The sequence below is a fragment of the Microcystis sp. LE19-41.2A genome, from assembly GCF_027530405.1.
In the GTDB taxonomy this organism is placed as follows: domain Bacteria; phylum Cyanobacteriota; class Cyanobacteriia; order Cyanobacteriales; family Microcystaceae; genus Microcystis; species Microcystis aeruginosa.
Map to the genome: position 1 here is coordinate 33,740 of NZ_JAPZQJ010000415.1, position 11,894 is coordinate 45,633.

Consider the following 11,894-nt stretch of genomic DNA (forward strand, 5'->3'; position numbering starts at 1 on the left):
ATGATAGCTTTATTATACATCTAATAAGCTTAGATGCAAGTCTCTGGCTCCCCCCCTCCCCAAAAGCGGCTATCCATTAGTCACATCTTTCTTAACATAAAATTTGACAAAAAGAGAAAAGTGTGCCAGATGGCTCAAGGGGGTTCTATGGGGGAACTAATTTGATGAGATAGTTTCCAAGTCTCGCTGATATCATGTAACCTTCGCAGTCCCAACCAAATAGTTTTAACACCTGGTTCACCGTCACCTTTTCTACCTAAAAACCCCCCAAGAGAAGCAATCATTCTGACCGCTTCCCTAAAGGAGGGCGGCTTTTCAGGGGGCGGACTCTTTTTATGAATAGTGGCACACAAAGATTGCCATTCATGTTCTTCCAAAAAACTTTCACAACTCTCCTCTCCGTGTAAGCGTGCTTGATAGGTTAACCAGAGTAATCTCCAAGCTACAATTGAATAGGTAGCTAAAGCCATCTCAATTCTCCGACCCGTTTCTAATTGCAGTTTTTCTAATCCACAACCACTTTTTAAAACAAAATGATAGCGTTCTATCAACCAGCGATAACTATACCAGCGCACACAGGTTATCGCTGATTCAAAGCTACTAATGTCTAGGCTAGTTAAGAGGAGCCAACTGATAGGATTAACCCCGGTATGCGGATTTTCTTCTTCAGCTAAAATTACCTGTAATTTTACCGGTTGACGAGGGGTCGCCTTGGAGTGATGGCTAGGTACTTGTATTTCAAAACTGGCAAATCTAACTGTTAGTTTAGCTAGTCTAGCCTCGTGATTAGGATTGCGTTTTACTTGCACATCTAAGGTCCCACAGGCTTTTATTTCTCTGATGGATTGATGTAAATATTTAGGCTCTGAATGCCCTGACCTTTGCTTGTCTTCGAGATAGTTAACTTTTCGGTTATGAGTTCCTCGAATTAATAAATGAGAGTTAGGACTTCTTGATTGGGCAAATAAGTCAAATATGTCTGCCTCACAATCTCCGATTGTTACTACTTGAATATCTTCGGGTATTTGTTGTTGTGTTTCTGACAAAGAATCTAACCATCTTTGACTTTCTTTTTCTTGAGTTTCTCTTTTTTTTCTTTGCTTGGCAATCCCTAAATTCTTTTCTTCTCTTGCCCAGACATATTGATTAATCAGTCCCAAAGGTACTCCTTGCGCTGAGACTCCTAAGGTGGTATGAACTTTGAGACCAAAGGATGTTTTACAATCTAGATAACCCATTCCTTTTTTGGCTTTTTGCGTCGTAAAGTCTAAACTTGTTGTGTCTTGCACTGCCAAAACTATTGGATGTTCTTTGATTCTTTCTACTGTACTTTTAGCTTGGGCGGCAATTATATCTGAGGGGTGAAAATAGGGGGAATTCCAAAAGTCGTAGGTGGCACTGGCGGCGGCTAGATTTCCCGAGGCTTGTGGCACACTTGTACTAGGTTGGCTGGCCAAGTTTTCTACGATACTGATTAATCTTTTCTTTCTTCTCGTGTCCCCTAGGTCTGCATACTTTAGTTCTTGGGCTGCCCATTTCTCCATTTTTTTGCTTACCTCCACCTTAATTCCTTCTTTCAAAACTATACCTATCAATCGTTTCCCCTTTTTTTAAGTTTCTTCTCTTTTTGTTAAGAAAGATCCGACTAATGGATAGCCAAAAGCGGGGGGAGGACGACGGCGCGGCGGGGAGGGGGGGCAGGGGGGGGAGGGGATGCCAGGGTGGGGGAGGCTGTGGCGGATCCTTTTCTCTTTGATTGCTAGATAAATCTCACGGCTTCTCGGATATTTTCTTCTGAAACTTCCAGATATAAAGCTAAAGTTCCTAAGCTTGAATGGCCAGAGATTTTCTGGATCGTTCCCCCGATAGCGATCGCGAAAAGTCGAATAATTGTAAATTTTTGCTAAGGGTGGGGTCAGACAGAGGAATCATTGCTAGAGTAAGCTTAATTGTCAGGAATTTAGTTAACCAAGGTTTTTGGCAAGATGCTAGTCTGGCTAACACGCTTTTGGGCGTGATATGGGGAAAAGTTCTGGCGATCACGCCTAAATGAGGTGATATACCGAAAGTTGACCTATATTGTTACTTTCAAGAGTGTTATACAGAAACTTTCCGTATAATATGTAGTTAGGCAGACAAGGTCATCTAATGATTATTATGAGGATTTGAATTTATGCCAGACTTAGGGTTAAAAAATCTAGCCCATGTTCACATCATTGTTCCTGACCTAGATGAAGCTGCGGAGTTTTATCGAGAGGTGATGGGCTTTCTAGAAATGCAGAGCCATCATGGGCTTGTTAATCGAGGACTTGCTACCTATTACGGTTTCCAAGAAATATGGGATCGGTTAAATATCAGCCTTAGATTTTTGGTTTTTCCTGAAGTACTGACGATAAAGCTTGTTCAAATCAAGACTATTGGCTATGGGGGAAGTGCTTCTTTGCCAACTCTCAGTAGTCAGGTTCCGTACCTTTACGGCAATGTTGGACCTGGGCCGATCTCCGTTGTTGCAAAAGATCTTGATGCAACTTACAGAATTTTAAGCAATTATGCATCTGATTATTCAGCAAAATTCAAGCTCACTTTACTCAGTGAACCAGTGTTTTTATCACCACTTTTACCAAGTCAAACTGGTGCTACAGAACATAGCCAATTGCGTGGTCAGGATAGAATTCTTAGTGACCTTGCAGAGAAATTTCCGCAGCGTGCAAAATTTCAACTAATTGACCCTTTTGGTGTGAGGTGGGAATTTAATAATGATATTGATTAACTCATGCTGTGTTTTTTGAAATGCATTAATTACATACATTGTTGCTAAGGAGAAAATTAAATGGGTTGGACATGGAGAGGAGACAGTGCCGAGACACTTCTCACACAGTATCCTGAATTGGCAAACATACAAAGTCTAACGCAGCGTTGGCCATCACTTGCTGAAGCAGCTGAACGACTTAGAGTGTCTGGACAGCTTCCTAACGTATTGCCAGAAAATTCGGAGAACCCTCAAGAAAATCAACCAGAGAACCCACAGAATGGATAATTATCCTCTCTGAGGAGGCTTGTGACTTCAAAGTACACAAGTGGTGCTTTGAAGAGTGGATAAACTCTGCATTTTGGCGGCAGTGTAGCTGTTCTTGCTTAGTGGTGCAGAAAACTTTTTTGAGTCTTACGGTGTAGGGACTGCACAGCCAAAATGGCGGCTGAAATTCATTGCCCTCGTTGGAGTTTTTGGGAAAGCCTAAAATCATCGTCTCACCAATAATCCTTCATTCATAAGAGTTTAAAGACTTTTCTCAACCACTAAGGAGCTACATTTTTATAACTGAAAAGCTTTGTATATAGCGGTAAGCGCTTGAGTGAGATACAGACCAAGCCTTGCCTAGCATGGTTTATAGCTCGTGACACTGTACCTCATACGACTGCACACCGCTATAAATGAATTCAGTATCTTCCTCTAGCTCAAAAGTTAATTACTATGGACTTTAATCCACTTACTGATTTTAAGGAGACTGTTTATGCAGTGCCTCCACCTTTTGATATCTCTTTGTCCTTAGCACAAGAGGTAATTGGAAGTGCTCTTACGAAAAGCCCATTAGGTGAAGTAGCTATCTATATTCATGTTCCTTTCTGTATTAACCTTTGCCAATTCTGTGGTTTTGTCAAAGAAAAGCTTTCTTCTAACGATCAAATTTATTTTTTTGTTCAATTGCTTCGACAAGAAATTCAATTGGTTTCAAGTCGATTACAAACCTCAATAGCAGTTAGTGCAATTTATTTCGGTGGAGGTACTGCTAGTTTACTTTCTGCTGCTGATGTTGGATCAATATTGGACTTACTCAGCCAAAATTTTACCCTCAAAGCTTCCTGTGAGTTAAGCTTTGAGGGCGAGGCACAGACATTACTCAAGAAAGGTTTCCTTGAGGATCTTCGCGCACTTGGTTTCTGTCGTATCTCGTTTGGTGTTCAAGTCTGGGACGATGGATATCGACACCTCCTAAATTTACGCACTTCTAGAGATCAACTCCAACTTGCTGCCAATAAATCAACAAAACTATTTGATGAAGTAGCTTGTGACTATATTTACGGATTACCAGGAACTGACGAAACATTTCTCATTGCAGATTTACAGGGCTTTCTGTCGCTTGATTGTAATGTTGTAGAAGCATTTCAGTTTGAACGGATAGATGCATCGCCATTTTTTATTGAAGCTTTGATAAAAAACGGAATCATTCCGCTCTCTTTCAATGAACAGGCTAAACAACATAATATAGCTACTGAAATCTTCTCGAGGAAAAATATATGCCGCTATTCTTTTTCCCTATTTAACCATAGAAATCATAATCCCAAAGTAGAATATTATTCTTCATATTATGGTTGGGGTGGACGCTCCGTATTAGGATTTGGAAGAGGTTCCCAATCCTTCTACAATGGTGTGATGTGGGGGAACAATCTTTCACCAAAAGAACATGAGCAATGCATATCCAAAAATCTATTTCCATCTACTTCTATTGCTGAATATTCACTGTTTGGCAAAGAGTTAATTACATGGCCCCGCAGAGGGGAGATTGAATATAGAACTGTTTCTAAATATAGTGATGCTGATTATCAAGAGAAACTTTCTAAGTTAATTGATGCAAAGTATGTCGAAAAAGGTACTACCGCTTATTTTGTAGCAGAACATGCCTGGTCATTAGTACCCCTAATGTTGCAAACTTTACTTCCAGATACGTTTACGGAGAGATTCTTGGAAATCTTTCAGGCACGAGAACAGCGTTTAACAACATACCTTTAAAAACGATTATGGCAGTACGATATCAAGGCTTAGATCCAAATTCTCCTGAACATAGAACAATCTTAACGAACACTCAGGCTGGTATCTTAAAGAGTCATGGAAGAGATTATTCAGCTTTTGTATTCATTAGAGCTACTGCTGTTTCAAGTATTGATGAAATCGCTCCTTTAGTAGATTTTCACCCGCAATCGGCAGCACAACAGTATGATATTGCACGACAAGTAGCAGCAGGTGACGATCCTAACCAACTGTTTAAATCTATACTTTTCTCGGCTACTGGTCTCAAGAAGTTAAGTATTCCACCTCGTTTCTTTCCAAGAGATATAGGCTTCCGACGTGGGATGAAATATGCTTCACGATCGGTGCTTCGCGATCCTCCCGTTGATGAATGGGATTCTTTTTTTCAAAAAGACATTGATATTCTTGTAATTATTGCAAGTCAAGATAGACAAATCATACAACGTGAAATATCTAGTTTTATTGATTGTGTTTCTTCTGTTTTTAAAGATGGTTTTGAAAGCCACATTATTTGGTCAAGAACACCACGAAATCACCAAAATAATGCGACAGATGTTTTTGGCTTTGTAGACGGAATAAGTCAGCCACTTTTCTTTAAATATGATGTAGATGCCTATTTTCAAGATAATCCAATGGTGAGTTGGGATCCCTCGATCAATCCCATGAACTTAGTTCTTTTGAAAGATCCAGTTATATCTAATGGATTTGGAAGCTATGCAGTCTTCCGTCAATTACAACAGGATCGTCAACAATTTGAAAAGGCTACCCAGTCGATTGTCAACCAATTAAGTATTTCACCAGATTATGCTGAAGCCCAAATTTTTGGACGTTTTCGAGATGGCACGCCTTTAATTTCCTCTCCTAATCCAGTTGATCCGGCAAAAGAAATTCGTGACTTTACTTATGATCGGGATTCCGATGGAGCAAAATGTCCATTTCATGCTCATATACGTAAGGTAAATGTTCGTTCAGGAGAGGAAGATTTTATTTTTCGGCAGATTGCCCGACGAGGAGTACCGTATCAAACAAATACTTCACCCTCTGAAGAAGGACTTCTCTTTCTATGTTATCAGCAGGATATTGGAAGGCAGTTTGAATTCCTGCAATCTTCTTGGGTGAATGAACCTAAATTTCCTCCAAGGAAAGGGGATTTAGGGGTAGATCCAGTGGCTTTCACTAAGTCTAATAGCCAGACAAAGGGACAGATATGGAGATCCAAATGGGGTCAGTCATCTCCTTCGATTCAGTTCTCTATAAATAGCTTTGTGAATGTTAGAGGTGGCGAATATTTATATTGTCCTCCCCCAACGTTTATTTCAGCAGTATTAGCAGCTTCACGAGGGTAAGCTAATGAACTTAAATGAATTACTTCATAAATCAATTCATGCATTTTCGATAGGAGACTATTTTGGTGCAATTACCGCTGCCGAAAAGGGATTAAAGTTATATCCTTATATCTCATCACTACATGAGATACGATCAAGAGCTTATCGACTTATTCGCAATACTGATAAATATATTAATTCTTTAAAGGATTGGCACTATCACCTCCCTTGGGTTGCAGAGGTATGCTTTCAAATAGCATCTGAACTTATATGTCTAGCTCAGACATTAGAGGCTCAGAAATGGTTAGATCTTGGATTATCCTTACTTGAGATTGCTGCAGAGTCACGAAAACTCCCCTATAGTAATATTTCATACGCTCGACTCAAACATGATAGCTTACAGCTTGATTACCTGGTCAGATTCGATGTCCTTGACAAACAGGAATATCAAGAAGTCCTAAGTTTTTATGGTTATTTAATACAGAAGTATTTTCCAAATGGATATTCTGAAGAGCGGATTATAACTCTGGCACAAGATGAACTTATGGGAATCACACCGTTTTACCGACGCTGTTTATATATTTATCCAGAAAAAATTCCGCAATCTATTTTCAATAACAATATTGACCTTGTTTCTATTTCCGACGAATTCAATCATTCTGGATTATCCGTAATTGATAATTTTTTATCTGACGAGACATTCGATGAATTACGGCAATATCTTCTCTTCTCAACAATCTGGCATAATGACTCACAGAAAGGACTTTCATATCTTGGAGCATATCAAGATACAGGAGGACTTTCTTTACTTATTTCAACTATAGATGAACATATACGTAAGGCATTCAGCTCTATCATAGGTACATCAAAACTGGAACAAGTATGGTCTTATAAGAATGTTTATGGTTCAAAGGCAGTTGGCACACATGCTGACTTTTCATCTGTCAATATAAATCTCTGGATGACTCCTGATAAGTTCTGTCATAATTCGCGTGGTGGTCTTATCGTTTACAAACAGAATGCTCCTATAGATTGGAATTTTTCTAAATACAATGACGATGAAAGCGGAATAGCTCAATTATTAGAGAATGTTGATTCTACAGTTATTCCCTATCGTGCTAACAGGGCAGTTATTTTTGATTCGTCACTCTTCCATTGTTCTGATGAATGCCAGTTTGAAGATTCCTATGAAGGGCTACGAATAAACTTAACGCTTCTATATGGTAGAAGAGATTGATAGATTCGGGAACGTTTTCAACTCAACCGCATCTCAATATCTAGGTAGCGTACCCCACAATTTGATTTTACTACCTGATACGTTGAGACAATTGTTGCGGGATAAATTTAGGGTTAAAATTTAGGAGTAGAGTTAATCCTCATTTAAGTACATATCGCCTAACCAGCGCTTGCACAGGACGGTCGATATATACTGGCACTGAGCTATACTTTATTTACCGCCTGTGAAGCGCAAGCCGTTAGTTTCTTGAGAGGCAGAAACAGTCAATTTGAAATATAGTTACCCGATGGTGCTTCAGTTTACCCACTGCAAACAAAAGGAAAACATATGAATATCGAAGAGCTCAAGCAGGAAACGATGATGCGACTCAGTATTACTGATCGCTCTGTAGTCGATTACATCACGGAGGAACTGCTGATCCAGTACCTGGACGCAAAAGCAGTAAAGGAGGTGAAGAGACAGTCTGTCGATGAAAACGGTTATCCTGTCGAGAACCAGAGCTATGTCGATTATGGGCACAGTTTAGTGTTCACGAGAGCGTATACCTACTACTCCAACGGTCATCAGGGATCGAATTACAAGTGTGGAGATCAAGATCAATGGCAGTGGCGTAACGATGTGGGTGATGAGTTTACCCCGATAGCATTGTGTCGTGGCAATGATTACTATTACAAGCTATACTGCCCATCTTGCTAGCTGAATAGATCTCTTATTGCCTAACAAGGGCTTGCAGCGGATGGACTCAAAACTCTGGTGATGCCTCGAAAAACCTTGTCACCGCTGAAGCCCAAGCCGTTATACAGCCTCAACTATCGGTGGGGCGTGTCCGAGAGGCAATCTTTTTTAGGGTAGTATCTGAGAGGATTAATTATGCTAGAGGGATGTAAATAAACTAATGACTATTGCCGACTTTAAAGTAATCCTGATTCAACTAGCAGAAAATCTGATTCCCATCAATGACTGGCTAGAGTCAAAGCAATTTAATCCTCATGAGCTAAATTGGTGGGCTGACACAGATATTTCAAGCAGTACTTTAACATTGCCTTGGAGAAGTAACTCTACAGAATCTTTATTTCATACTCTGCTTGTTGAAGACTTTCTCCACTTTATAAGTTCAACATCCCAACAAGAAACTACCATTGTGGAGTTAAGTTCTTTAGCGACTAACCCATTAGAAAAATGTCCTATAGGGAATGTTGAGACTTGGCGCAAGACAAAGGGACTAGAGGAAGATCCAAGTTTCGCTGGTACAAGCGCATTTAATTTTTCTGTCGATTCATCTGGTAATGCTTTGCAACGAGAACTATTTTATGAAAGCGTTTTGCCAGTATTCCAAGAGGCTTTAGATAATACGATTTCTGATTCGGTTCCTTACTCTCAAGTAATAAGCGATCTATGGGACGACAAGGTTAGTGGTTGGTCGTCAAATACTATTAAGTCATCGATTTTCTTAAAACAGTTTCTAGCTGACTTGATCATAGTTTCGTTTCGTAGTGGTGTAAAAGACGACCCGATTTTTATGCTATGGAGACGATTAATACCTATTGAATGTGGTGAGCATAGACGCTCTGGCAATAAATTCGGTGAAGCACAGATTCAGTTGGCAGTAACGCAGATTCAAGAACTCATATTCAGTCGCTTAAAAGCTTAACCTAATGAAAAAATATGATTTTGTGATTGTAGGAACTGGCGGTGGTGGTGGAGCCATTGCATGGATGCTTGCTAAAGCTGGTTATCGTGTATGTGTTCTAGAGCAGGGACCTGATCTCTATGACTCCATACGTACTAAAGCTGCTAATTTCGATAATCGCTCTCACGATGAATATAGATTTCGTTTAGAACGCCCCGATCCTAAGAGACGACCACGCGGTGATTATGTAACATTTAGACAAACAATTGATGAAAAGGCAAAACCTTTAGGAAAACTCGGAGGTTGGACTGGAACTGCTGTAGGAGGAGGTTCACTGTTGTGGGGGGCATGGGCAATTAGACCTCTTCCAATTGACTTCCGTTTAAATAGTTTCTTTAAAAGTACTGGTAGGGATAATGCCCTAAAAGAGGCAGGTTATCATGTCGAAGATTGGAGCATTGCCTACGAGGAACTGAAGCCTTACTTTACAGTGGCTGAAATTCTCTTTGCAGTATGTGGCGATAGAAAACAGCTTGAAAGAAACATCAGTAATGCAGATTGGTTTCGCAACTTATCTGGGAACCCGAACATTGGGACAGAAAAGGAGTTCAGTCTGAATTTACCTTTTGCTTCTCCACCTTATCCAGAAACGCCTGTAGGAGCCTTGTTTAAATGGATATCTGAAAATGATGAATTTCCTGGCGGCATGGTTCCTTTGCCTACTGCACTTGTTCATCCTTGGTCAGGTGGTTTTTCTCCTATTCCAGCCTTAGAAAAAGCATTTGTACAAGGTGATTTTCCCAATGATTTTGGACTAGATTCTCAAAATCCTCTATGGTCACAGCAAGTTCGTGATGCTTGTAACATGTGTGGTTTTTGCGGAGAATACTTGTGTTGGGGCGGACGCAACCCGAAATCAGGTAGTGCTTCTACTTTTTTTGCAGAAATCACTTCTGGTGATTACGATGTAGAAATTTTCCCTAATTCTAAAGCTTATGAAATATCCTATGATCATCGCCTTCGGCGAGCAACAGGCGTAAAATATTTAGATGTTAGTAATCCAAATTCGCCTATTCCTAAATCAGTTCTAGGCGATAATGTCATAGTTTCGTGTGGGGCTATCCAATCAACTCGCTTACTACTTATGTCGGGTGGACGTAGCGGACTAAGTAATAGCAATGGCTTACTTGGTAGATTTGCAACTTTTCATCTTTTTGGTTTTGGCGCACGTTGCATATTACCAGAGGATTTTCAAGGTTTTCTTCATGGCGAGTTTGGTCACACAGGTACGCTGACATCTTTCGATCACTATCTGCTACATGATCAAGAAAGTGGATCATGGCATAAAGGTGGAATAATAACTTCCATAGCCAAGAAAAATCCTATGGAAAACTTAGTTAACCAAGCTTCTAAAGTTCGTGGTTTAGATTTACTTCAAAAAGCTGAACAACATGCTCGTACCGTCGAACTTCGTTTTACTGGTGACGATTTGCCACAATACAGTACTCGTGTTGACTTAGATCCTTACTATGTTGACGAATTTGGGTTGCCAGTAGCAAGAGTTACGAGACGTTTAGGGGCAGAAGAAGAGAATGTGTTTAGGTTAGCAGAGCCGCGCGTTAGGGAAATGTTTCTACCTCTACAAAAGCTAGGTGTAGATCTTGATGATCCAAATCAGTTCTCATTTAGGCGTGCAGAAGTTGATCTTTTTGGCGATCATCAAATGGGTACTTGTCGGATGGGAGAAGATCCTAGAACTTCAGTAGTTGATCGTTTTTGTCGCCTTCACGAAGTTCCTAATGTATTCGTCGTTGATACGAGCTTTATGCCAACTGGTCTTGGTGTGAATCCTATGATAACGACAGTTGCAAATGCTTTACGAGTTGGAAGTTGGATAATCAATCAGGATAAAAAAGGAGGATCATTGACTGCAAAAGAATAAAACTTCGTCATAACTAAGAGGAAAGAGCTACATCCAAAACGGCTGTATAACAACCCCGCTGCACCGGAACGAATTTAAGTTATCGTTGAGTTGCAAAGGTTGTCTGCGTCCGGTGAGCGGGAACGTTAGGTGGTTTTAGGTTATTTGTTGGGATGCTCCTGAAGATAGTCACTGGAAATGTTCAACCTTAACTGGGGCAGACCTTCCATTGATAGCAAAAGCAATGCTGCTCGTAGATGGAAGAGGTAAAGAGAGCAACATAGCTACGAACAGATAATTTGAGTGACAATAATTCTGTCTTATTACACCCTTTATATTTTAAGTGCTTCAAAAGAATGTCTAGAAACTTTGCCGTTGTTATAGGTAACAATCAATACGATTTCTTTGTGTCCTTGAAATATGCCAAGCGTGATGCAGAGCTAGTAAGTCAATTCCTGCTTAACGAGGCAATGTTCGATCAGGTCTATCTTTTTTCCGATGATTCTCCAGACATTTCCACTGGTAATGGTTCATTCGTATCATCTAGACCTTACTATGCAAATTTAAGTCGCTTTTTAAGCTTACGCTTTGAACAACCTTTCTTATCAGAAGGAGACAACCTTTGGTTCTTTTTTGCCGGTCACGGACTGCGCTTCAATGATCAAGATTTTCTTATCCCTAGTGATGGAGATCCAAGTGGTGTTGAAGAAACAGCCCTCTCTGTGAGAGTCATTGCAGAGAGGTTACGTCGATCTGGAGCTGACAATATATTGCTTTTTATAGATGCTTGCAGGAATGATGGCGCAAGGGGCGCTATAGGCATTGGTCAGGATGCTAAGTACCTAGGCAAAATTAATTACATACTCGCCTCCAAAATTGTCCAGCACTTTTTTAACGTAAGCGAGGAGGCTCTTTCGGTCTTTATAGGCGCTAAATTCAATCCATTCATATTTTAAAAATCTCCATAATATTTC

Annotated in this window: 9 protein-coding genes and 2 pseudogenes; 8 read left to right on the forward strand and 3 right to left on the reverse strand. The window is 40.2% G+C overall.

Annotated elements, in window-relative coordinates; all coding sequences use genetic code 11:
- Nucleotides 1-134 precede the first annotated feature (134 nt).
- Entirely contained in the window at nt 135-1,544 is a 1,410-nt protein-coding gene (locus O9290_RS17015) for an IS4 family transposase (RefSeq protein ID WP_288087319.1), read from the reverse strand.
- 280 nt (nt 1,545-1,824) lie between these two features.
- Nucleotides 1,825-2,043: a hypothetical protein gene (locus O9290_RS17020; RefSeq protein WP_287999052.1), complete on the reverse strand. Its 219-nt coding sequence runs from the start codon at nt 2,041-2,043 to the stop codon at nt 1,825-1,827.
- 130 nt (nt 2,044-2,173) lie between these two features.
- Between O9290_RS17020 and O9290_RS17025 the strand changes: the two genes are divergently transcribed.
- From O9290_RS17025 to O9290_RS17060, 8 genes and pseudogenes are all read left to right on the forward strand, one after another.
- Nucleotides 2,174-2,770 (forward strand): VOC family protein, encoded by a 597-nt coding sequence (locus O9290_RS17025; protein ID WP_288087314.1) that lies wholly within the window; start codon nt 2,174-2,176, stop codon nt 2,768-2,770.
- A 702-nt stretch (nt 2,771-3,472) separates the two neighbouring features.
- On the forward strand, nt 3,473-4,789 hold the full coding sequence (locus O9290_RS17030) for a radical SAM protein (protein ID WP_287999048.1): 1,317 nt from the start codon (nt 3,473-3,475) through the stop codon (nt 4,787-4,789).
- Between the two features lie 8 nt (nt 4,790-4,797).
- Nucleotides 4,798-6,153: a Dyp-type peroxidase gene (locus O9290_RS17035; RefSeq protein WP_287999045.1), complete on the forward strand. Its 1,356-nt coding sequence runs from the start codon at nt 4,798-4,800 to the stop codon at nt 6,151-6,153.
- 4 nt (nt 6,154-6,157) lie between these two features.
- Nucleotides 6,158-7,369: a hypothetical protein gene (locus O9290_RS17040; RefSeq protein WP_288087316.1), complete on the forward strand. Its 1,212-nt coding sequence runs from the start codon at nt 6,158-6,160 to the stop codon at nt 7,367-7,369.
- 327 nt (nt 7,370-7,696) lie between these two features.
- On the forward strand, nt 7,697-8,065 hold the full coding sequence (locus O9290_RS17045; RefSeq protein WP_288087318.1) for a hypothetical protein: 369 nt from the start codon (nt 7,697-7,699) through the stop codon (nt 8,063-8,065).
- A 199-nt stretch (nt 8,066-8,264) separates the two neighbouring features.
- Nucleotides 8,265-9,020 carry a hypothetical protein gene (locus O9290_RS17050; protein ID WP_287999036.1) on the forward strand — a complete coding sequence of 252 codons (756 nt, stop codon included), beginning with the start codon at nt 8,265-8,267 and terminating at the stop codon, nt 9,018-9,020.
- Between the two features lie 4 nt (nt 9,021-9,024).
- Complete coding sequence (locus tag O9290_RS17055; RefSeq protein ID WP_287999033.1) at nt 9,025-10,941, forward strand: GMC oxidoreductase; 1,917 nt, start codon at nt 9,025-9,027, stop codon at nt 10,939-10,941.
- Nucleotides 10,942-11,276: 335 nt separating this feature from the next.
- Nucleotides 11,277-11,720 (forward strand): annotated as a pseudogene (locus O9290_RS17060) (caspase family protein); the annotation flags it as partial.
- Nucleotides 11,721-11,762: 42 nt separating this feature from the next.
- Here the strand turns inward: O9290_RS17060 and O9290_RS17065 are convergent.
- Nucleotides 11,763-11,894: pseudogene (locus tag O9290_RS17065) on the reverse strand (IS630-like element ISMae24 family transposase); the annotation flags it as partial.